Consider the following 22,420-nt stretch of genomic DNA (forward strand, 5'->3'; position numbering starts at 1 on the left):
CAAGCGGTTCTTCCATCCGCCACCTCCTCGCCCAACAAGGCCTCCCTGAAGACGAACACTTCTTTTTCCGTCGGGAGATGCACTTCGCTGGCAAGATCGGCTCGATCTGGCAGCGGCTGCCCTATCTGCTGTTTGGCCTGTTCTCCAAATACGGCTCTTCCATTCTGCGGCCGACGCTGTGGCTCTTGGGTGTTTGGGGTTTCGGCTTTGCCGCCTTCTGGGGCTATCTCTCCGGCTGCTGCGTGCCCGCGCCGGACGGTGTGATTGAACGCCCGATGGGCGCGGCCATGGGCTTGAGCGTCTCCAACCTCTTTCCGGTATTCGGGTTCGGGCGGCTCTATTTCGGTGCGGAGTTTATGCAGAGCTTGCCAGCGGTGCTGAAAACCCTCTCCGGCCTCCAGACCGTTGTCAGCCTGCCGCTCTTGTTTTTCCTCGGCCTTGGGCTGCGGCAGCGGTTCCGCCTCCGGTAACAGCATCCAATAGCGCGAGGGGGCAGGAGCCGAGTGTGGACTACCGCTGGCATACCGCGTCACATCCTTTATTGCGCCCGGCCTCGCAGGCGGTAAGCTGCGCAAAACCCCGCGGGAACAAGGGGCAAGGCAAGAGGTGCGGTGATGAAGCTGATAATCCGGGTTGTAATAGCGCTGGTGGTGGCCGTGGTGCTGCTGTTGGGCGCGCTGCTGCTGCTGCCGGGGGAGAAACTGGCCCAGCTGGCCGCCGCCCAGATCGAGAAACAGACCGGGCGCACAGTGACCTTTGGTGGCCGTGTCGGCTATACGCTCTGGCCGACGCTGGGGGTGAAGGCGGACCGGGTGGCGCTGTCCAACGCCCCCTGGGCCGGACCAGAGCCGATGCTGACCGCAGAGCGGCTGACAATCGGTGTCGCGGCGGCGGATCTGATCGCAGGCAAGGTCCGGGTGACCGAACTCTCAGCGGTATTGCCGCAACTCAATCTCAGCACGCGCGCGGATGGCACCGGCAACTGGGTGTTGGATCCCGCCAGTGACGGCGAGACCAAGGCCGTGCCAGCCACACCCGGCAGTATGGACAGCCTGCCGGTCAGCATTGAGGCGCTGAACCTCACCGGAGCCACATTGCGCTACGCCCCCCATGGCGAGACACCGGTTGAAATGAAACAGATCGACCTGGCGCTGCAATGGCCGGATCCCACAGGCACTGTGGTTGCCGAGATCACCCTGCGGCCAGCTGGCGATCCGGTGCAGATCGAAGCTGAGATCGGCACGTTTGAAGCGTTTCTGGCGGGGCAGGTGTCCTCTGTTGGGGCGACTGTGACGGCAGCGGATACATTCCTGCGTTTTGATGGCCGGGCGAATACCGCCGGTGCCGCAACCGGACGGATGACCGGCAAAAGCACCGATCTGGCGCGCAGCCTGGCAGTTCTGGGTGCAGCGCAGGGGATCGAGGTCCCAGCGGTGAAGACCTGGCTGTTTGGTTCTGACGTCACCTACACCACTGATGGACGTTTGGCGCTGCGCGATCTGACGCTGGAAGCCGATGCCAACAAGCTGCGTGGTGCTGCGGATGTCACCCTTGGCGATGTGCCCAAAGTGACCGCGCGGCTGAGCGGTGACCAGTTGGACCTGTCGGCGTTGCTGCCCTCCGGTGACACTGATCTGCCCGCCGCCGCAGCGGCTGGAACCGGGGACGATCCGGTCAACGATGGCTGGTCGCGTGAGCGTATGGACTTTGACTGGCTGGCTGCCTTGAACACCGAGATCGCCTTGGATGTTCAGGGGGTCGAGACCGGATCGGTCCGGCTGGGGCCGAGCAAGCTTGACCTGTCACTGGACAACTCCCGTGCGGTTCTGAAATTCCAACCTGCCACCGTGTTCGACGGCCAGCTGCAGGGGCAATTGGTGGTCAACAATCGCAATGGTCTGTCGGTGGGCGGGAAGCTGAGCTTTCAGAATATCCGACTGGAACAGGCGCTGGGGCAGACCATGGGCTATGACCGCCTCAATGGCGAGGCTTTGGGCGAGCTGGAGTATCTGGGCGTCGGCAATTCGGTGGCAGAGATCATGTCTTCGCTTAGCGGCAAGGGGTGGCTGGAGGTCGGTAAGGGCTTCTTTACCGGGTTTGACCTGGAACAGCTGATGCGCAGCGGCAGTGGCAACGGTGGTAGCACGGTGTTTGATCAGCTGACCGCCAGCTACTCGATGGAAGGTGGCAATCTGACCAATAACGATCTGCTCCTGACCCTGCGCGGCTTGCGGGCCGAGGGGGAGGGACGCATCGGACTCGGGGCGCAGGATCTGGACTATCTCTTTACCCCCAGCCTGCAACGTAGCGATGGCAGCACCCGTCTGTCGATTCCCGTGGCCATCACCGGCCCATGGAGCGATCCCAAGATCCGTCCGGATCTGAAACGTGCGCTGGAGCCGGAAATCGACGCGGTGGAACAACAGGCCAAGGATCGCCTGCGCGAGAAGCTGAGCGAAGAGCTGGATACAGAGATCGCGCCAGAGCAGGACATCAATGAAGCCATCCGCGACCGGATTGAGAAAGAGGCCAAGGATCAGCTGCTGCGGCTTCTCGGCGGCGATTGATCCAGCCGCCAGATTCTAGTGGCCAGATCCCACAGTGCCCTACAACAGAAAACGCCCGCCAATGGCGGGCGTTTCTATGTCAGCTGTTGGAGTGATCAAAAGGTCTGATCGTAGTCACCGACCAACGGTTCGGTGCGGATCACTGCGTCGATCTCGGCAAAGATCTGGCGCAGTTCCGCCTCGCTCTCGCTGCTTTCGCAAACCACGACGAGGTTGGGCGTATTAGACGATGCCCGCACCAATCCCCAAGACCCGTTATCAAGGATTACACGCGCCCCATTCACGGTGACGACTTCCTTGATGGGGCGGTCTGCCAGCGTCTCACCCGCCTCGGCCTTGGCAACGAGCTTTGCCACCAGGCGCTCCAGCACGGTATATTTCTCGGTGTCGTCACAATAGGGCGACATGGTTGGGGTCGCCCAGGTCTTGGGCAGCGCTTTCCTCAGGTCGGACATGCTCTTGTCCGGGTTGCGATCCATCAGCTTGCAGATCTCGACCGCGACCCGCATGCCGCAGTCATAGCCCCGGCCCACAGGTTCAGCGAGGAAATAGTGGCCGGATTTCTCAAATCCCGCCAGCGCGCCGATCTCCTTCACCCGCCGTTTCATGTGGCTGTGACCGGTTTTCCAATAGTCCGCCGTCACGCCATTGGCCTTCAGCTCGGGATCAGAGGCAAACAGCCCGGTGGATTTCACATCCGCGACAAAGGTCGAATTCGGGTAAAGCTTGCTCAGATCCCGCGCCATGATGACGCCAACCTTATCGGCAAAGATCTCTTCGCCCTCATCATCCACCACGCCGCAACGATCGCCATCGCCATCAAAGCCAAGCGCCATATCTGCGCCAGAGGCCTTCACGCTGTCGGACATATCGTGCAGCATTTCCATGGCTTCGGGGTTCGGGTTGTAGTGTGGGAAGGTATAGTCCAGCGCATTGTGGCTATCGACGACCTCGACCCCCATCCGTTCAAACAACTCCGGCGCAAAGGCGGAGGCGGTGCCATTGCCGGTGGCGCAGACCACCTTTAGCGGGCGGGACATTTTGAAATCCCCGACCAGATCATCGAGATAGGCCTCTTTCACGCCATCCACGAACTGATAGGAACCGCCAGGGCGGGCCACGCCCTCACCATTCAGGACAATGTCCCGCAGCTCACCCATTTCGTCCGGGCCGTGGGTCAGCGGGCGTTCAAAGCCCATCTTGACCCCGGTCCAGCCGTTCGGGTTGTGGCTGGCGGTGACCATGGCGACGGCAGGCACATCCAGATGGAACTGGGCGAAATAGGCCATGGGCGACAGGGCCGGGCCGATATCGCGCACTTCGATTCCTGCCTGCATCAGGCCGATGATCAGCGCATGTTTGATGGACACGGAGTAGTCGCGGTAATCATTCGCCACTGCAATCACCGGCGGGACGCCACGCTTGTGCATCTGGGTGCCCAGACCCAGCCCCAGCGCGGTCATGCCGGGCAGGTTGATTTCCTCAGGATATTTCCAGCGCGCGTCATATTCGCGAAAACCGGTGGGCGTGATCATCGGATCGCGCAGAAAACTCCAGGTGTTCGGGCGCACCTCGGGGATGGGTTTGGTCATGGGATTATGCTCTCTTGTCGATCAGATGCGGATAGGGTCGGCCTTGGCCAGCGCATCAAAGCGCATCAGCGTCTCGACCAGTTTTGGCATCTGGTCCAGATAGATCATGTTCGGCCCGTCGCTGGGGGCATTGTCCGGATCTTCGTGGGTTTCAATGAAGACCGAGGCGATACCAAGCGACACCGCCGCCCGCGCCATGAGCGGCGCGAATTCGCGCTGCCCGCCGGTAGAGCCGCCCTTGCCGCCGGGCTGCTGCACGGAATGGGTTGCATCCATCACCACCGGATAGCCACCTTGGGCCATCTGCGGCAGGGACCGCATGTCCGCCACCAGCGTGTTATAGCCAAAGGAGGTGCCACGTTCGGTCAGAAGGATATTGGTGTTGCCAGTGCTTTCCACCTTGGCGACCACATTGGCCATGTCCCAGGGCGCCAAAAACTGACCCTTCTTGATGTTCACGGCCTTGCCGGTGTTGCCCGCGGCCAGCAGCATATCGGTCTGGCGGCACAGGAAGGCAGGGATCTGAAGAATATCCACCGCTTCCGCCGCGACTGCACATTGCGCCTCGGTGTGGACATCGGTCAGCACCGGAACATCGAATTCTTTGGCAATGGTTTGCAGGACCTTCAGCCCCTCATCCACGCCTAGCCCACGTTTGCCGGAGAGCGAGGTGCGATTGGCCTTATCGTAGGACGCCTTGAAGACATATTGCGCGCCATATTTGGCGCAGGCCTCTTTCATCTGACCCGCGATCATACGCGCGTGATCCAGGCTTTCCAGCTGGCAAGGGCCGGCAATGAGGGTCAGCGGGCGGTCATTGCCGATGCTGAGGTCGGCGACGGAGATATTTTTCATGGCGTTATGACGAAACCTGTTCTCGGAGGATGGACGCAGTAAGCGAGCACATCAGGTAGATACCGGAAAAGATCAGGAATGCCAAAATCGTATTTTCAAATCGGCGGGGATAGGACGCTTCCTCACTTGGAACGGGTTCCACCGCTGTCGTCAGATAGCGGACCTGACGGTTTGCCTCCATGCGGGTCTGCTCCACTTGTTGCAGCGCCGATTGCAGCATCATATCGCGCGTCGCCAGATCGGCCTGCGCCATCTGGATTTGTACCGTCAGGCTGGCGAGCGAGTTTTCGCCGGCCGAGGCGTCGATCATGCGATCATTCAGCCGCTGAATGAGGCTGTTCAGTCGCGCGATGTCGGCGCGCGCGCCATCCACCTTGGCCTGGTTGGGGCGGGCATTGTCCAGCAGGGCGGCCAGTTCCAGCTCCTTTTCCTGACGCTGCAGCTCAAAGGTGCTGATCTGCGAGCGTAACGACATGATCACGCCTTCTGGATCAAGCACGGTGCCGCGTTGTTGCAACCGCACCAACCGTTCCTGCGCATTGCGACGTTTGTCCTCGGCCATCTCCAGCGCGGTTTCGGCATCGCCCACCTGATCGGAGCGTTTCTGCACCGACAACTGGTTCACCTTTTCCTGCGCATAGCTGATCAGCTTTTGTGAAAACTCGGCTGAGACCTGCGGGTTTGCAGCAGTGACCTCCATGCGGACAACGCCCTCGGTCGGGTCATACCCAATCTTCACATTGCGCGAATAGGTCTTGTAGGCTTCCTCATTGGTGGGGTTGTCTTCCAGCCGCTGGATCGGGTCGATCCACTCCTGCGTGAAATGGGATTTGAACCCGACCTCCCGGTCCAGCCGCAGCATCGCCTCCTTCGATTGCAGGTAACTCTGCACCGCGATCGAATCCTGACTGGTGGCAAACTGCGTGCCACTCAACAACCCGCCGAGGCCACCGCCACTGCCGGCGCTGTCGGCCTTGAGCACCAGAAATTCTGATTTCGCGGCATACATCGGCGTCGCAACACCATAGAAATAATAGCCCGTAAGCGCAGTTGGCAGCATCACGAAAAACGCCAACCTCGCACCGAGCAGTAAGAGCTTTCGACGGCGACGACGGGCGATATCGCGTTGAATTTGCTGAATTTCGCGGTTGCGTCGCTCTGTCGGGCTCAGCTCTGTTGCGGGCAGTGACACCTTGTCGGACGGCACTGTCTGCGGCAGTTGCACACTGCCCGGCGCCTGCGGGGCGCCAGCGGGGTGGGCCGTGTTGGGCTGTACCACCAGCTCCAGCATATTGGCGCGCTGAAACGGGTCTATCCCCTTCAGCCGCAACTGGCGCACGGCGTCAAAATCGGAGGTGGCGGGCAGATTGTTTTTCTGTGCGATCCGGCGGGCCAGCCGCAGCTGACGCCCGGTCAAACCTTCCTTGCGGATCTCATCCAGATCGGTGGAGGGTTTACCGTTCTTGGCCTTTGATGGCTCCTTGATGGAAATGGCCTCATCGGCAGGCGACGTTCCGGCGCCGCCAGATGCTCCGGCACGTGTCGCTCCGGCACCAGTCTTGCCTGCGGCTGTCGCCGATGCCTCGGGCGGAGTAGCCTGGGGCGCGTCAACAGCGCTTGGTGGCGGCACCGGACGTGCGGCAGCGGGCTGTGCTGCGGCGCCACCACTGCGGCGGACCCGGAATTTCTTAGCCTTGGGTTTGGTAGTCATAGAGCTGTTTCGCTTCTTCCAAGGTTTCAAACATATGCAACTGGCCATCCACCAGAACAGCCGCAGAACGGACAAATTTCTCCAGCGTCTTGGGCTGGTGCGACACCATAATGATGGTGGTGGTCTCAAGCCGTTCCTGCAGGATTGACCCGGCTTTCTTGTTGAACTCCACATCGGTGGTGCTGGGCATCCCCTCGTCGATGAGGAAGATATCAAAATCCAGCGCCAGCATCAGCGCAAAACTGAACCGCGCCCGCATACCGGAGGAATAGGTGCCGACGGGCTGGTCAAAATACTCTCCCAAGCCGCAGAGCCAGCGGCAATAGGCTTCGACATAATCGGGATCCAGCCCGTAGAGATTGGCGATATAGCGGGCATTGGCCATCGCTGACAGGCGGTTGATCACCCCGCCCATGAACCCCAATGGAAACGAGATCCGGCAGCCGCGACGAATTTCGCCCTCATCGGGTTTTTCCAGCCCGGCCATCATATTGATCAACGTGGTCTTGCCGGTGCCATTGGGGGCCAGCACCCCCATCGATTTGCCAAGGTCAACGCGAAAGGACACCCGGTCAAGGATCACCTTGCGCTGGGTGCCGGTCCAGAAGGACTTGCTCACGTTTTCAAACTCAAGCATCGCGTGTTCCGGTGCTGCTCTCGACCCCGTTCAGGGGCCTCTGGTCCTCATGATGCGCCAGGCGGATCCCGGCGGCCTTATGTCTGCACTAACAGATTTGTGTTAACGATATAGGCTGCTATTTGGACCATATTATGTCCAATTGGTATGGGATTTATCAACGTTCCGTTAACCAGATGACGCGGCTTTGATCAAATGGCGGTGTCCTCGCAGGCTGCACGGCAGGCGGACTGGCGGGCGAACGGGCAGGGTGCCATGATGCTGCGGGCGGGCAGATAGCAGGGGGCAGGGATGACCACAACCGAGGATCTGAGGCAGGAGATTCGCGCGTGCCGCCTCTGTGCGGGGCGGTTTGCCGCAACCGTGACCCGGCACAGCCCGCGCCCTGTTGTCTGGTTCGACAGCGCGGCGCGTATTCTGATCGCCGGTCAGGCGCCGGGCGCGCGGGTCCACGACAGCGGTCGTCCTTTCACCGATCCTTCCGGGGATCGCCTTCGTGAGTGGCTGGGCCTGAGTGAGGCGCAATTCTACGACCAGTCGCTGGTGGCGATCGTACCCATGGCGTTTTGTTTTCCCGGGTATTCCGCGAAAAAGGCAGATCTGCCACCGCCTGCGATCTGCCGCACCACCTGGCATGACCGGGTGATGGACACCTTGCCCAATATCGGCCTGCGCGTGCTGGTCGGCGGCTATGCCCACAGCTATCATCTGGGCGGCAAACAGTCGGTGCAGGCGCAGGTTGAAGGCTGGCGGGACCACGCGCCGCAGGAGTTTCCCTTGCCTCATCCGTCCTGGCGCAATACCGCATGGCTGAAACGTAATCCCTGGTTTGAGACCGATCTGCTGCCGGTCCTGCGCGCCCGGGTTCAGGAGCTGATAACATGACCGACGCCACCCCTCTGGATCACAGCCACGCCGCAATGCTGGCAGCGCCTCAGGACGACGCGGCCCGCCTGCGGTTCTACGAGCGGCTGGCGGATAGTGAGTTATTCCTGCTGCTGACCAAAGAGCCCGAGGGCGACACCATTGCGCCCGAGTTGTTTGAGACCGCAGATGGCACCTTTGCGCTGGTTTTTGATCGCGAGGACCGGCTGGCAGAATTCGCCGGGCGCATCGTTCCTTATGCGGCTTTGTCGGGTCGGGTCGTGGTGCAGATGCTGGCAGGGCAGGGGGCAGGGGCCACGATTGGCCTTGGCGTTAACCTTGATGTGGCGCCGTCTGCGATCCTGATCCCGGCGGAGGCCGTAGCCTGGTTGCATGACACTCTGGGCCAGACCCCGGCCGAGGTTGATGCTGAGATTGAGGCGATCACCGCCCCCAAGGGCCTGCCGGAGATGTTGATCACTGCGCTGGACACCAAGCTGGCCACTGCGGTGGGTCTGGCACAGTCCGCCTATCTGGTCGGTCTGCACTACCGTGGCGGCGGGCAGGGCCATCTGCTGGGCTTCGTTGACGCAAAGGAGGCCGCGCAATCCGCACTGGCCAAGGCGGTGGGGGAGGCGCTGACTTTCTCCGGGGTTGAGGCGGGCGCGCTGGATGTCGGCTTCTTTGCCAGCAGCGATGCCATGGCGGCGCGGCTGGCACAGGCCGGGCTGCGGTTCGATCTGCCGCAACCGGCAGCCCCGTCGGTGCCCTCCGCCCCCGGACGTGATCCTGAAAACCCGCCCCGGCTCAGCTAAGGCGGCAGGTCTGCGGATCTCAAACAGAAACATCGCGACCCGGTTAGGTGTCGCGATGTCCAGTGTCTTATGCAATGGTGACAGGCGGGGCCGACCCCGCCCGACTGTCAGCTGTCGGCTTCTGCCGGTTCCAGCTTGTCCTGCGTCTTGGTGTCGAAATCCGACGCATCATGGCGTTCGCGCAGCTGGGTGTGCAGCTCGCCAAAGGCCCGGTTGACCATCCGCCCGCGCGATACCGCCGGACGCGCGTCGATCTCCTTGGCCCAACGCAGCACATGGGTGTAGCTTTCCACATCCAGGAATTCTGCCGCCTCATAAAGACGACCCAGCACCAGTTGTCCGTACCAGGCCCAGATCGCCATATCGGCGATGGAGTAGTCATCTCCCGCGATATAGCGGTTGTTGGCCAGTTGCCGGTCCAGCACATCCAACTGGCGTTTGGCCTCCATCGAGAAGCGATTGATCGGATATTCGTATTTCTCCGGCGCATAGGCATAGAAATGGCCAAAACCGCCGCCCAGATACGGCGCGCTGCCCATCTGCCAGAACAGCCAGTTCATCACCTCGGCGCGGGCGGCTCCCTCCTTGGGCAGGAAGGCGTCGAATTTTTCCGCCAGATGCATCAGGATTGAGCCGGACTCAAACACCCGCACCGGCGCATCGCCGCTGCGGTCCATCAGCGCCGGGATCTTGGAGTTGGGATTGACCTCGACGAAACCGGATCCGAACTGATCCCCCTCACCGATATTGATTAGCCAGGCGTCATATTCGGCGCCACTGTGGCCGGCGGCCAGCAGCTCCTCCAGCATCACCGTGACCTTCACCCCGTTGGGAGTGGCCAGCGAATAGAGCTGATAGGGATGTTCCCCCACCGGCAGCTCTTTGTCATGGGTGGCCCCGGCAATAGGGCGGTTGATCGAGGCAAAGCGGCCACCGCTTTCCTGCTCCCAGGTCCAGACTTTTGGCGGGGTGTAAGTTGTGTCACTCATCTGTTGGCCTTGTTTTGAAACGGTTTTTGAATGTGTCAGGCGGTCATGTTGCGCCGCTCCGATGCAGGGGGCGACGCGGCATTGTGCAAAACATAAGCAGGCCGCGCAAAATTCCAATGACTGGAAGGTCTGCGGCCTACACTTTTTGTTGACCACCCCTGGGCAGAGTAGGCGGCGTTGATGTCATGATGCCACGGCAAATATTCCCATCCAGAACCAGCCTGTAACAAAACATGCGCCTCTGATCACAGCGGCTCCGTATCGGACACAGGGACGTGAGCCCCCCTTCGCATCGCGGCGGATCTGAATATTGTCTAGCCAGCCCGGCTGTTATGGTCGGCGTCCAGTTTTGCCTGGGGGTCCTTCGACCCATGCCCTTGAAAGGATAGTCTATGAAACGCGTTCTCTTTGCCGCCCTTGCCGCTGCCTCTTTTGGTCTGCCTGCGTTTGCCGGGGATCAGTATATCGACAGCACCGGTTTTGCGGTCTCCGGCTATGACGTGGTGGCCTACCGCGATCTGGCGCAGAACCCCGTTGGCAGCGCCCAACCCGCAGCGGTGCCGGGCAATGCGGCCTATACGGCTGATCATAACGGCGCCACCTTCGCCTTCTCCAGCGCAGAGAACCGCGACAAGTTTGCCGCCAACCCTGACTATTATGCGCCGCAATATGACGGCCACTGCGCCTATGGCGTCTCCAAGGGCGGCAAGGTTCCGGGCAATCCAAACCTGTGGCGCATCGTGGATGACAAGCTGTATCTCAACATCACCAAAAACGTTGTTGGCTTCTGGGAAGAGGATATTCCCGGCAATATCAATCTCGCTCAGGGCAACTGGCCCGAAATTGAACCGGCGGATGCCTCCAAGAATGTGATCCCGAACTTCACGTCCTCTGCCCCGGAACAGGGTTGATCCTTGCGATCCGTTAAGGAGAGGGCAGGGTTTGCGCCCTGCACCCTCCCCAAACGGCAGCGCCTAAAGAAAACAGCGCCCCGGAGCAATCCGAGGCGCTGTTTTATGTATTATGATTTCCAGCGGCTCATGGCCTCAGGGCAGTCGCCTGGGCGGCCCGGCGACAGTCCGCAGTTTACCGTTTACGGTCGCGGCGCGCGCTCATCGGCTGGAAGGCCACGCCCACATGGGCTTCGCAATAGGGTTTGCCCTGCTGAACAGGCAGGCCGCAGAACCAGAAATCCTCGGTCGCGGGGTCGCCCACGGGCCATTTGCAGGTCCGCTCTGTCAGCTCCATCAGGCCCAGCTTCTTGGCCTTCTTCTCGATCTCATTGACCTTGGCCAGCGCTTCGGGGCTGATTTCATTGGCCGACGGCTGCGGCGGCAGCGGCTGGCCGGCAGGAATGATCTGGCGGCGCGCAGGCGTGACCGGACGACCTTCGGCAGAGGCCGCAGGCTCAGGCGTCACCGGGCGGGCCGGTTCGGTTTTGGGCTGCGGCTTGGGCTTGGCCGGTGCGGTCGCAGCTGCAGCGGGTGCCGGTTTTGGTGCGGCGGCGGGCTTTTCCTTGGGCTCGGCTGCCGGTTTGGCCGTACCGCTGTTGCGGTTGGACAGTCCCAGGCGATGCACCTTGCCAATCACGGCGTTGCGGGTCACGCCGCCCAGTTCCTTGGCGATCTGGCTTGCAGATTGCCCTTCGCCCCACATTTTTTTGAGCAGTTCGACGCGCTCGTCTGTCCAGGACATCTGTTGCCTTTCCAAGCTAAAAGCGGCCCCAGATCCTGCGGCCGCCATCGAATTCCGTAACAAGCCCCTATTCTAATCACTGCGTCCCGAGTTACAAGAGCGTCTTGCGCCTCATGGCCTGCTCTCACGGACTGGCTGGCCACCGCCAGCCTTTGACATGGGGCCTAGGGCGTGAAAGCGGCTTGCTCCGGCAGGGTGGGCATGGTTTGAGGCAGAAGATCGACCGGTGATGAAGATTTGGGGCGTCGCCGATCGGCAAGCCCACAAGATTGGCCCGCAGATAGTCCCCGCAGATAGTCCCCGCAGATAGTCAAAGAGGCGCGACATGGCACAGCACACCCCAGAGCAGACAGCACCGGCAACACCGGCCATCGCGCTTGGAGAGCGGCGCTTCGGGCGGATGAACTGGCTGGGTCTGCGCACTCTGGCGCGGCGCGAAATCACCCGGTTTCTGGTGGTCTGGACCCAGACCCTGATGGCGCCAATGGTGACGGCCGCCCTGTTCCTCATGATCTTCAATATCGCCATTGGTCCGGGGCGGGGCGATGTCATGGGCGTGCCTTTCATCGAATTCCTGGCCCCCGGCATTATGATGATGACAGTGATTCAGAACGCCTTTGCCAACACCTCATCATCGATTGTGATCACCAAGGTGCAGGGCAATATCGTAGATACGCTGATGCCGCCTCTGTCGGGGTTTGAAATTCTGCTTGGCTATCTGGCGGGGGCGGTGGCGCGCGGCGTTCTGGTGGCGCTGGGCATTGGCACCGGGTTGATGCTGGTCCTGGGGGTGGTGCCGGAACACCCGCTGGTGGCGTTGCTGTTTGTGGTGCTGGGGGCACTGTTTCTGGGCGGGCTTGGCATTGTTGCCGGGGTTTTCGCGGAGAAGTTTGACCAGATGGCGGCGATCACCAATTTCATCGTGACCCCACTCGCTTTTTTGTCGGGCACGTTCTACTCGGTCGAAGCCTTGCCGCCAGTGCTGCGGCTGCTGTCACATCTCAACCCGGTATTCTATCTGATCGACGGCGTGCGATTCGGGGTGATCGGGACCTCCGACAGCTCTCCTTTGCTTGGGTTGCTTGTCTGTAGCCTGTCCAGCGTGGCCATCGGCACATTGGCCTGGCTGATGCTGCGCAGCGGTTACCGGTTGAAGTCCTGATCCGCCTGCGCGCCCGGATCTACATGCAGGCTCGGCGGGCGCAGCCGCCCTTCGCGCCAGGCCAATAGCGCCGCGCCCGCCAGGATGATTACGGCGCCCAGAATGGTGATCGCATCCGGCGCCTCGGCAAAGACGGCAAAATCGTAGATCGCGGCAAAGATCAGCGTGGCATAGCTGAAGGGCGCCACAAAGGAAGCATCCGCCCGGGCCATTCCGTTGATGAAACAGCCCTGCGCGCAGGCCATCATGGACCCAAGCGCGACCATCAGCGCCCATTGCTCGGCTGTTGGCGGCTGCCAGACTGCAATCACCGCAACGCTGGCAATCACTGATCCCAGCAGGTTATTGAACCACAGGATCTGCAACGGCTTCTCCCGTCCGGCCAATCGCTTGATAAAAATCAGTTCCAGCCCCATCACCGCAGCCGCCGCCAGCGCCAGCAGGCTTGCGGGCTGAAAACTGGCCGGGGTTGGCCGCAGCAGGACCATCGCCCCCAGAAGCGCAATCACCGCCGCCGCCCAACGCCAGCGTCCGACCGTTTCCCCCAGCAGGGGGATCGCCAGCAGCATGCCAAAGACCGGGTTGAGAAAGGTGATCGCCGTAGCATCGGCTAGCGGGATATAGGCAACGGCGGCAAACATCAGCGTCACCCCCATCCAGCCAAAACTGGTGCGCCCCAGATGCAGCCCCCAATGCGGCGCGGTGAACCGGGGCCGCCGCACCGCAACCAGGGTGCTGATCGCCAGAAACGCAAACACGAACCGTCCGAAACTGATCTGCAGCGGATGCAGCGGCGCGCCCAGAGCCTCCGTGCCAAGCGCTTTGGCCACCAGCGTGGTGCCTGCGATAAATACCGTGGCGAGCAGGATCAGCGCGGCGGCGAGGGCGGGGTTCTGACGGGTGATTATCATGAGGCCCAGCACTGCCCGTTGACGCCGCCAAAAGCAAGCCACCAGAGGGGCCCGCCGCGATTGAGCGGACTGCCGTACCTGACGATTGCAACGGTTCCCACCTTCGAATTGATCAACGGTTCCGACAAACGGTCTTTTCTTTTCCCAAAACCTCCGTTATGGACGCGGACATGATCACCGCTGCACATATCACTTTGCTGCGACGCCGACGCCACAGCGCGTAATCCGGCCCCGATCACCCGTGCCCTGTTGCGGCACCTCCAACTTCTCCAATATCGTTGACCCTGCGGCCCGGCTGCGTCACTGCTTGGCCCAACATGTCCAAAAGGAAGATCCCGATGATCCCGTCCGTTCTGCCCACTTATAATCGTGCGCCCCTCAGCTTCGTGAAGGGCGAAGGCGCCTGGCTGATCGAGGCGGATGGACGACGCTTTCTGGACCTGGCGGCGGGCATTGCGGTGAACGCATTGGGTCATGCCCATCCGGCTCTGGTGAAGGCGCTGACGGATCAGGCTGAAACCCTCTGGCATGTCTCCAACCTCTATCACATCCCGCAACAGCAGGCGCTGGCCGACCGGCTGGTGGAGCACAGCTTTGCCGATACGGTGTTTTTCACCAACTCCGGCACTGAATCCTGTGAACTGGCGGTGAAGATGGCGCGGAAGTATTTCCACGACAAGGGCCAGCCCGAGCGGGTGGAGATCCTCACCTTCTCCGGCTCATTCCACGGTCGCTCCTCGGCCGGGATCTCTGCCGCCGGCTCTGAAAAAATGACCGCTGGCTTTGGACCCATGCTGCCGGGGTTCAAACATCTGATGTTCGGCGATCTGGACGGTGTGACCGATGCCATCACCGACCAGACTGCCGCCATCCTGATTGAGCCGGTGCAGGGCGAGGGCGGCATCCGCCCAGTGCCTGATAACGAAATGAAAGCGCTGCGCCAGATCTGCGATGAGCATGGCCTGTTGCTGATCCTGGATGAGGTGCAATGCGGGGTGGGCCGGACCGGCAAGCTGTTTGCCCATGAATGGGCAGGCATCACGCCGGACATCATGATGGTGGCCAAGGGCATTGGCGGCGGCTTTCCTCTGGGGGCAGTGCTTGCCACCGAAGAGGCTGCCTCTGGCATGACCGCCGGCACCCATGGCTCCACCTATGGCGGCAACCCCTTGGGTTGTGCGGTGGGCTGCGCGGTGATGGATCATGTCACCGACCCGGAGTTCCTTGCGGAGGTGAGCCGCAAGGCCGGTCTCCTGCGTCAGAAACTCGAAGGGCTGGTGGCCGCTCATCCGCAGGTCTTTGAAGCGGTGCGCGGGTCTGGCCTGATGCTGGGCCTCAAATGTGTCGCCGCAAATACCGATGTGGTCGCCGCAGGCTATGAGGCCGAGGTGGTGACGGTCCCCGCCGCCGACAATGTGGTCCGCCTGCTGCCGCCGCTGACCCTTACCGATGAGGATATCGCCGAGGCCTTCGCCCGGCTCGACCAGGCCGCGACATTGGTGGAGGCCAAAGCAGACGCCTGAGGCGTCATCTTTCCTGAAATACTCCTGGGGTGCGGGGGCTGGCCCCCGCGCGCGCCCTTGACGGCAACAGCCTCCGGCAAGACACAAGCACAACGAAAGCGACGTTCGATATGAACCATTTCCTCGATATCCATAAAACCGATGCCACCGACCTGCGGGCGATCATTGATCAGGCCAGCGCCACCAAACAGGCCCGCCTCGGTCGCCCCAAGGCCGCGCCGGATGATGAGCTGCCGCTTAAAGACCGCATGGTGGCACTGATCTTTGAAAAACCCTCCACCCGGACCCGTGTGTCCTTTGACGTCGGCGTGCGCCAGATGGGCGGGCAGACCATGGTGCTTTCGGGCAATGACATGCAGCTGGGGCATGGCGAGACCATCGCCGACACTGCCCGCGTGCTCAGCCGCTATGTCGACATGATCATGATCCGGACCTTTGATGAAACCGTGCTGACTGAGATGGCCGAATATGCCTCTGTGCCGGTGATCAACGGCCTGACCGATCGCACCCATCCCTGTCAGATCATGGCCGATGTCCTCACCTATGAGGAACATCGCGGCCCCATCAAGGGCAAGAAGGTCGTCTGGTGCGGCGACGGCAACAATGTCTGCGCCTCTTTCCTGCATGCCGCCGCGCAATTTGGCTTTGATCTCACCTTCACCGGCCCGGCGCAGCTCGATCCGGAGCCTGAGTTCATCGGCCTTGCGCGCAATGCAGGTTCGCAGGTGATCATTGAGCGCGACGCGGCAAAAGCGGTTGAGGGCGCTGATCTGGTGGTGGCCGATACCTGGGTCTCGATGCACGACAGCCAATCCTCAAAGGAGCGCCGCCACAATATGCTGCGTGGCTATCAGGTGAATGACGCGCTGATGGCCCATGCCAAACCCGACGCGCTGTTCATGCACTGCCTGCCCGCTCACCGCGAGGAAGAGGTGACCTCAGCCGTGATGGACGGCCCGCAGTCGGTGATCTTTGATGAGGCGGAAAACCGTCTGCACGCGCAAAAAGCGATCATGCGCTACTGCCTCGGCGCTTGAACCACTCTCCTCAGCCCGCGAATAGGCCAACAAAAAACCGCCGTATCCGGTCAGGATGCGGCGGTTTTTCTATTTCAGGCTAGGACTTCAGGCCGGGGCCGGGATCACATGGTGATCGCGGTCAACGCCAGGAAGACACAGCCCGACAGCAAGGCGGCGGCGGGCACGGTGATTACCCAGGCGGCAGCAATTGTCATGAAATGGCTGCGGCGCACCAGCTTGCGACGACGGCGCTCTTCCGGGGCAATCCGCTTGGTTTCAGGCCGCGTGGCGGAGCTGCGCTTCAGGCGGCGCTCCATATGCCATTCGCGGAAGAAGCCCACACCAAACACAGCCCCGACCGCAATATGGGTGGAGGACACCGGCAGGCCCAGCCAGCTTGCCACAATCACGGTGATCGCGGCGGACAGCGACACGCAATAGGCGCGCATCGGGTTCAGTTTGGTGATCTGGCTGCCAACCATGCGGATCAACTTGGGACCGAACAGGAACAGGCCAAATGAGATGCCAAAGGCCCCGATCACCATGACCCAGGTCGGGATCGCTACCTTGGAGGCGATATCGCCGAACTCGGTGGTATGCACAATCGCTGCCAGCGGACCCACCGCATTGGCCACATCATTGGCGCCATGAGCAAACGACAAGAGCGCGGCAGAGATCACCAGCGGGATTGAGAACAGCACTTTCAGCGATTTGTTGCGGTTTTCCATGCCCTCCGACTGACGCTTGATCAGCGGTGCGGTCACCACATAGGACAGCCCGCCGACCGCTGCGCCAATCAGCAGTGCGATTTCCAGATCAATCTTGATGATCCGTTTCAGGCCTTTCAGCGCCAGATAAGAGGCAAAGGCCCCCGCCATGATGCCGACCAGCACCGGCACCCAGCGGCGCGCAGCGGCGATCTTGTCGTCCTGATAGATGATCTTGGCCTTGATGAAGGCGAGGAACCCGGCCGCAATCAGCCCGCCCAGCACGGGTGAGATCACCCAGCTGGCCGCGATTTTGCTCATCGTGGGCCAGTTCACAGCACCAAACCCGGCAGCGGCAATGCCTGCCCCCATGACACCGCCCACAACCGAATGTGTGGTTGAGACAGGCGCGCCGATCCATGTCGCGAGGTTCACCCACAGCGCCGAAGAAATCAGCGCCGCCATCATGGCCCAGATGAAGACTTCGGAGCTGGCAACGCCCGCCGGATCAATGATACCCTTGGAGATGGTAGAGACCACATCGCCGCCCGCCAGCAGCGCACCGGCACTTTCGGCCAAGGCAGCAATCACGATGGCCCCGCCCATGGTCAGCGCATTGGCACCCACCGCAGGACCCATATTGTTGGCCACGTCATTGGCGCCGATGTTCAGCGCCATATATGCGCCAAATGCCGCCGCGGCGATCACCACGAAGTTTGACGGCGCCGAGCCGAGGAACACCGCTGCACCGACACCGGCGAGGGCAATGAAGACCAGCGCGATGCCGGGGGCAACCAGCGGACGCGACACATAGGATGTCGCCAGTTCAAGTTGAGAAATCCGGTTAAGATCCCGGTCCAGTGTCTTCCACTGCGGTCGCTGCGGTGCGTCGCTCATTGTATCGATCCCGATTCAAAAGTTGCGCACGCGCCTAGCGTCCCCGTTGCAGTCATGCAAGGGGTTTGTCATATTTCCATCATGGAGTTGTTACAATTGACGCAGAAGATCGCTCAATTCAGGTTCCGCCACCAGTTCCGCCGCGGCCTTTGGAGACATCCATTCACGCGTCCGCTCGGACTGTTCGGGGTAGTCATCGGATAGCTCAGACACCTCGGCAACATAGACCAGCGTATGGACAACTTCCTTGGTGCCGTTGTCCTGCAATTTCATGTATTCATAGGTGCCGATCGGTTCGCCCTCAATCCGGGCGTCGCGCACGCCGGCCTCTTCCCAGGCTTCCTGCAGGGCCGACTGCGGGCCATTCATGCCCTTGATGGGCCAGCCCTTTGGCACGATCCAGCGACCGGTGCCGCGGCTGGTGATCATCAGAACCTCTTTGCCCTTATCGCCATTGCGATAGCACATCACGGCGACTTGCAGCCGTTTGGGACGAAAGAACATTGGCCGGAGATACTCCTCCCAGGCACTGGACATGATATGTTTCATTGCTGCTCAGCTTCCTAGCGCCGATCATGAATGCCGGGCGCATTTTTGCTTTGGTATAATTTTGGCATGTCGTGGCAGGAATACAAGAGGGGGCAGCGAGTGTAGACGGCCGGATATGGCCGTTTTTGCGCAAAAATCCGTGATTTTGCGGGGAAATTATGCGGTTTGGCGTCGTTCTGGACTATTTGCGTGGTTTCGCCCGCAAGGTGGGATCCGCCTGGGTGGGATCTTCGGGCCAGGGGTGTTTGGGGTATTGCGCCCGCATATCCTTGCGTACATCCGCATATGACCCGGACCAGAAACCGGGCAGGTCGCGGGTGATCTGGATCGGTCGCTGCGCCGGCGACAGCAGGGAGACCTTCAGCGCCACGCCACCCACGGTCGGATGGCGGGTGACCCCAAACATCTCCTGCAGCCTGACGGAAATCTCCGGCACTTCCTCTGCGTAATCAATCGGCACCTTGCGCCCTAGTGGCGTGGTGAAATGTGGCGGCGCCATCTGGTCCAGCCGCTGCGTCTGCTCCCAGCTGAGCGCCGTGCGCAGCGCGGGCAGCAGGTCAAAGCGTTTCCAATCCTCGGCGCTGCGTACCCCGTCCAGCATCGGCAGCAGCCAATCTTCCAGTGTCGCCAGCAAAGCTTCTTCGCTGAAATCCGGTAGATCCTCACCATCCGCCTGCAACAATCGTACCCGCGCCACAAACCGCGCAGCCGCGCCGCTGAGGCGCAGCCCCAGTTCGCGCACCCCCTCCAGCATTGCTGTTGCGATGGCGTCCGCCGGAACATCCTTCCAGATGTGATCCTCCAGCACGATGGCGCCCAGACACTGCTGGCGACGCGCCACAACCCGGCGGTCACGTTTGGACCAGACACAGGTCAGCTGTGGTTTGATCTGATCGGCAAATTCGCTGCGCAGCTCTGACAGGGTGATCGGCGCGGCCAGCCGCAGCCGCGCCTCACGCGGGTTGCCATCACTGTCGAGCCCAACCAGAAACGGCGTCGCCGCCAGACTGTCCTCAGGCGGCAGCACCGCGCCCTTGCCACCGGACAGCACATAGCGCGGCGCATCGCCCTTGCGGCGCTGGCCGATCCGGTCGGGGTAGGCGGCGGCGGCCATCACGGCAGCACTTGCCGAAGCAGAGGATGTACCACTGCGCGCTTGCCGGGTCAGCCGCTTGGCCTCTCCCTTGATGCGTTCCAGCGTGGGGATGTTCAGCTGATAGCTCCGGCGACGCTGAAACGCCTTTGCATCCCGCAGCGCCTCCAGCCGCAGCGCCAGATCCACTGGCGCGCCGCGCAACGGATCGCGTTCTGCCAGCAGCGCCGCCAGCGGTGCCGCATCTGCGCCAAAGCGCGCCAGCATATGCCCCAGGCGCGGGTGCAGGGGCAATTTGGCCAGCGCCTTGCCATGGGAGGTGATCCGCCCCTCGCCATCCAGTGCGCCCAGCATCCGCAGCAGCGCCTGCGCTTCCTTGAGGGCGCCCTCTGGCGGGGGCGTCAGAAACGGCAGATCACCCGGACCCGCCCCCCAGAGCGCCAGTTCCAGCGCCAGCGCGGTAAGGTCAGCGGCCTGAATTTCCGGCGGCGGAAACGCAGCCAACGCGCCGTCTTCCCCCTTGGTCCACAGCCGGTAACCGACACCAGCAGCAACCCGGCCCGCACGGCCCTGCCGTTGTGTGGCCTCGGCGCGGGTGACCCGTTCCGTCACCAGTCGCGACATGCCGGAACCGGGGTCGAACCGGCTGCGTCTTGCCAGCCCCATGTCCACCACCACGCGAATGTCCTGAATGGTGAGCGAGGTTTCGGCAATGGATGTCGCCAGCACGATTTTGCGCGCCACAGAGTCTGGCTGGATCGCCGCGCGCTGCTCGGCAAAGGGGAGGGCACCAAACAGCGGGCGGACCACGCAATCCCCGGGCAACCGGCCAGCCAGTGCGGCGGCCGCCTTGCGGATTTCGCCCTCACCGGGGAGGAACACCAGAATGCCGCCGCCCTTGGCCTCGGACCCGCCTCTGCCGCCCGATCCTGCGGGGCGGCTTTCGGCTTCGGCGCGCAGCACCAGATTGACCAGCGCATCCAACCGCCTCGGACCGCGTCCGCTGCGGCTGTCGGCGGGCAGGGGAGTGTCCAGCCAGCGGGTCTCAACCGGATAGCTGCGCCCTTCGGAGGTTACCAGTGGCGCCTCCATCAATTCGGCGACTGGGGCGGCGTCCAACGTGGCGGACATGGCCAGCAGGATCAGATCGTCGCGCAGGGCGCCGGCCACCTCCAGACAGAGCGCCAGACCAAAATCGGCATTCAGCGACCGTTCGTGGAATTCATCAAAAATCACCGCGCCGACACCGGGCAGGTCGGGGTCCGATTGCAGCATCCGGGTCAGAATGCCTTCGGTGACAACCTCGATCTGCGTCTCGGCGCTCACCTTCGCCTCACCCCTGATCCGGTAGCCCACGGTCTGCCCGACCGGCTGTCCGAGCGTATCGGCCATGCGTTCGGCGGCGGCGCGGGCCGCCAGACGGCGCGGCTCCAGCATGAGGATGCGCCCCGCACACAGCCCGGCCTCCAGCATCGCCAAAGGCACCCGCGTGGTCTTGCCTGCCCCTGGCGGGGCCTGCAACACGGCGCGTTTCTGGCGCTGCAGGGCAGCGATCAACTCGGGCAGGGCGTCATCAATGGGCAATCTGGTCATGCCGCCTTATCGCCAATGGCGCGGGTCTGGTCCAGCGCCGACCGCATCAGCTTTGTCCTCCTGCGACGTATGCTCTCTGGACAAGCGCCGCCCGGCTGCGCCATCAATGCGCGACAGGCAGATGGGAGCGGGAGAGGCCGATATGTCAGCAGCAGACAAACCCAGAGGTGCCGCGCGGGGTGCCGTGCCGGACATCGAGGATATGGCCACCCGCGTCCTGAATGGCGAGCGCCGGGCGTTGGCCCGTGCCATCACCCTGGTCGAAAGCGGGCGCGCCGATCACCGCGAGGCCACCACCCGCCTGTTGGACTTGCTGGCCCGCGAGAACCGACAGTCGCTGCGGATTGGCCTGTCCGGTACGCCGGGGGTGGGGAAATCCACCTTTATCGAAAGCTTTGGCATGATGCTGATCGCGGCAGGTTTGCGGGTTGCGGTGCTGGCAGTGGATCCCAGTTCGACGCGTTCGGGTGGGTCGATTTTGGGCGACAAGACCCGGATGGAACACCTCAGCCGCGAAAGAAACGCCTTTATCCGCCCCTCCCCAAGCCAGACCCATCTGGGCGGCGTTGGTCGACGCTCGCGCGAGGCGGTGGCGCTGTGCGAGGCGGCGGGATTCGATGTAGTGCTGATCGAAACTGTGGGCGTCGGCCAGTCTGAAACCGTGGTCTCGGAAATGTCCGATCTGTTTCTCTTGCTGCTGGCCCCGGCGGGGGGCGATGAATTGCAGGGCGTCAAACGTGGCATCATGGAGATGGCTGACATCATTCTGGTGAACAAGGCCGATGGCGATCTGAAGCCCGCCGCAACCCGCACCTGCGCCGATTATGCGGGAGCCCTGAGGCTGCTGCGTAAACGCCCGCAGGACCCCGATGGCTACCCCAAGGCGCTGATGGTCTCTGCCGCCACCCGTGACGGGTTGGAAACCGCCTGGGACGACATGCAGACGCTGGCCGACTGGCGGCGTGAAAACGGCCACTGGCAGCGGCGGCGCGGCGAACAGGCCCGCTACTGGTTTGGCGAAGACGTGCGTCAGGCGCTGCTGGCCCGGCTGGAGACGCCCTGGGCGCAAAGCCGCATGGCCGATCTGTCCGAAGACGTCGCCGCAGGCCGCCTGACCCCAGCCGCTGCGGCAAAGGACATGTTGGCGGGGCTGGGGGTAGGCTGATCGCACGGCACAGGTGGGGCGGATCATCTGGATCGCAGGGCCCCTTGTAAATAACGCCCTATCGGTGCTGGATTTC

The 22,420-nt window shown here is 62.2% G+C and carries 19 protein-coding genes; 9 read left to right on the plus strand and 10 right to left on the minus strand.

Annotation, left to right across the window (positions count from 1 at the left end; all coding sequences use genetic code 11):
* Positions 1 to 77 precede the first annotated feature (77 nt).
* Positions 78 to 470 (plus strand): hypothetical protein, encoded by a 393-nt coding sequence (locus tag J4721_RS14920; RefSeq protein WP_211002971.1) that lies wholly within the window; start codon positions 78 to 80, stop codon positions 468 to 470.
* Between the two features lie 144 nt (positions 471 to 614).
* The gene (locus tag J4721_RS14925) at positions 615 to 2,567 is read left to right on the plus strand and encodes an AsmA family protein (RefSeq protein ID WP_211002970.1); all 1,953 of its coding nucleotides are present in this window, start codon (positions 615 to 617) and stop codon (positions 2,565 to 2,567) included.
* A gap of 95 nt (positions 2,568 to 2,662) precedes the next feature.
* Here J4721_RS14925 and J4721_RS14930 read toward each other — a convergent pair whose 3' ends face one another.
* From J4721_RS14930 to J4721_RS14945, 4 genes are read right to left on the minus strand one after another with little or no spacing between them, the layout of a single operon-like run.
* Positions 2,663 to 4,159: a phosphomannomutase/phosphoglucomutase gene (locus J4721_RS14930; RefSeq protein ID WP_211002969.1), complete on the minus strand. Its 1,497-nt coding sequence runs from the start codon at positions 4,157 to 4,159 to the stop codon at positions 2,663 to 2,665.
* Positions 4,160 to 4,180: 21 nt separating this feature from the next.
* Entirely contained in the window at positions 4,181 to 5,014 is an 834-nt protein-coding gene (gene kdsA / locus J4721_RS14935; protein ID WP_211002968.1) for a 3-deoxy-8-phosphooctulonate synthase, read from the minus strand.
* A gap of 4 nt (positions 5,015 to 5,018) precedes the next feature.
* The gene (locus J4721_RS14940) at positions 5,019 to 6,725 is read right to left on the minus strand and encodes a capsule biosynthesis protein (RefSeq protein ID WP_211002967.1); all 1,707 of its coding nucleotides are present in this window, start codon (positions 6,723 to 6,725) and stop codon (positions 5,019 to 5,021) included.
* Positions 6,703 to 7,362 (minus strand): ABC transporter ATP-binding protein, encoded by a 660-nt coding sequence (locus J4721_RS14945; protein ID WP_014875338.1) that lies wholly within the window; start codon positions 7,360 to 7,362, stop codon positions 6,703 to 6,705. Before J4721_RS14945 ends, J4721_RS14940 begins: the two co-directional genes overlap by 23 nt.
* Positions 7,363 to 7,653: 291 nt before the next feature.
* Between J4721_RS14945 and J4721_RS14950 the strand changes: the two genes are divergently transcribed.
* Together J4721_RS14950 and J4721_RS14955 are read left to right on the plus strand one after the other, a co-directional pair.
* Complete coding sequence (locus tag J4721_RS14950) at positions 7,654 to 8,247, plus strand: uracil-DNA glycosylase family protein (RefSeq protein ID WP_014875337.1); 594 nt, start codon at positions 7,654 to 7,656, stop codon at positions 8,245 to 8,247.
* A complete protein-coding gene (locus J4721_RS14955) occupies positions 8,244 to 9,041 on the plus strand; it encodes an SseB family protein (RefSeq protein WP_027246823.1) in 798 nt (265 codons plus the stop codon). Before J4721_RS14950 ends, J4721_RS14955 begins: the two co-directional genes overlap by 4 nt.
* Positions 9,042 to 9,148: 107 nt before the next feature.
* Here J4721_RS14955 and yghU read toward each other — a convergent pair whose 3' ends face one another.
* Positions 9,149 to 10,030 carry a glutathione-dependent disulfide-bond oxidoreductase gene (gene yghU, locus J4721_RS14960; protein ID WP_211002966.1) on the minus strand — a complete coding sequence of 294 codons (882 nt, stop codon included), beginning with the start codon at positions 10,028 to 10,030 and terminating at the stop codon, positions 9,149 to 9,151.
* 392 nt (positions 10,031 to 10,422) lie between these two features.
* Here yghU and J4721_RS14965 point away from each other — a divergent pair, with 392 nt between their 5' ends.
* Positions 10,423 to 10,941, plus strand: coding sequence for a YHS domain-containing (seleno)protein (locus J4721_RS14965; protein WP_014880701.1), 519 nt, complete (start codon positions 10,423 to 10,425; stop codon positions 10,939 to 10,941).
* Between the two features lie 175 nt (positions 10,942 to 11,116).
* Here J4721_RS14965 and J4721_RS14970 read toward each other — a convergent pair whose 3' ends face one another.
* A complete protein-coding gene (locus J4721_RS14970) occupies positions 11,117 to 11,725 on the minus strand; it encodes a GcrA family cell cycle regulator (protein ID WP_211002965.1) in 609 nt (202 codons plus the stop codon).
* Between the two features lie 325 nt (positions 11,726 to 12,050).
* On the opposite strand from J4721_RS14970, the gene J4721_RS14975 reads away from it, so the two are divergent.
* Positions 12,051 to 12,887, plus strand: a complete 837-nt coding sequence (locus J4721_RS14975) for an ABC transporter permease (RefSeq protein ID WP_014880699.1) — start codon at positions 12,051 to 12,053, stop codon at positions 12,885 to 12,887.
* Here J4721_RS14975 and J4721_RS14980 read toward each other — a convergent pair.
* Positions 12,869 to 13,798 (minus strand): DMT family transporter, encoded by a 930-nt coding sequence (locus tag J4721_RS14980; RefSeq protein ID WP_076616453.1) that lies wholly within the window; start codon positions 13,796 to 13,798, stop codon positions 12,869 to 12,871. The genes J4721_RS14975 and J4721_RS14980 overlap by 19 nt on opposite strands.
* Positions 13,799 to 14,136: 338 nt before the next feature.
* Between J4721_RS14980 and J4721_RS14985 the strand changes: the two genes are divergently transcribed.
* Positions 14,137 to 15,321 carry an aspartate aminotransferase family protein gene (locus tag J4721_RS14985; protein WP_014875330.1) on the plus strand — a complete coding sequence of 395 codons (1,185 nt, stop codon included), beginning with the start codon at positions 14,137 to 14,139 and terminating at the stop codon, positions 15,319 to 15,321.
* A 110-nt stretch (positions 15,322 to 15,431) separates the two neighbouring features.
* Positions 15,432 to 16,358: an ornithine carbamoyltransferase gene (gene argF, locus J4721_RS14990; protein WP_014875329.1), complete on the plus strand. Its 927-nt coding sequence runs from the start codon at positions 15,432 to 15,434 to the stop codon at positions 16,356 to 16,358.
* A 104-nt stretch (positions 16,359 to 16,462) separates the two neighbouring features.
* On the opposite strand, the gene J4721_RS14995 is transcribed toward argF, so the two are convergent.
* From J4721_RS14995 to hrpB, 3 genes are all read right to left on the minus strand, one after another.
* Positions 16,463 to 17,944, minus strand: a complete 1,482-nt coding sequence (locus tag J4721_RS14995; protein ID WP_014875328.1) for an inorganic phosphate transporter — start codon at positions 17,942 to 17,944, stop codon at positions 16,463 to 16,465.
* Positions 17,945 to 18,034: 90 nt separating this feature from the next.
* Positions 18,035 to 18,493: an NUDIX hydrolase gene (locus J4721_RS15000; protein WP_014875327.1), complete on the minus strand. Its 459-nt coding sequence runs from the start codon at positions 18,491 to 18,493 to the stop codon at positions 18,035 to 18,037.
* A gap of 181 nt (positions 18,494 to 18,674) precedes the next feature.
* A complete protein-coding gene (gene hrpB, locus J4721_RS15005) occupies positions 18,675 to 21,179 on the minus strand; it encodes an ATP-dependent helicase HrpB (RefSeq protein ID WP_211002964.1) in 2,505 nt (834 codons plus the stop codon).
* Positions 21,180 to 21,321: 142 nt separating this feature from the next.
* Here hrpB and meaB point away from each other — a divergent pair, with 142 nt between their 5' ends.
* On the plus strand, positions 21,322 to 22,344 hold the full coding sequence (meaB, locus tag J4721_RS15010) for a methylmalonyl Co-A mutase-associated GTPase MeaB (RefSeq protein WP_211002963.1): 1,023 nt from the start codon (positions 21,322 to 21,324) through the stop codon (positions 22,342 to 22,344).
* Positions 22,345 to 22,420 lie beyond the last annotated feature (76 nt).

The organism is Phaeobacter sp. HS011 (genome assembly GCF_018101215.1).
Lineage (GTDB): Bacteria > Pseudomonadota > Alphaproteobacteria > Rhodobacterales > Rhodobacteraceae > Phaeobacter > Phaeobacter inhibens.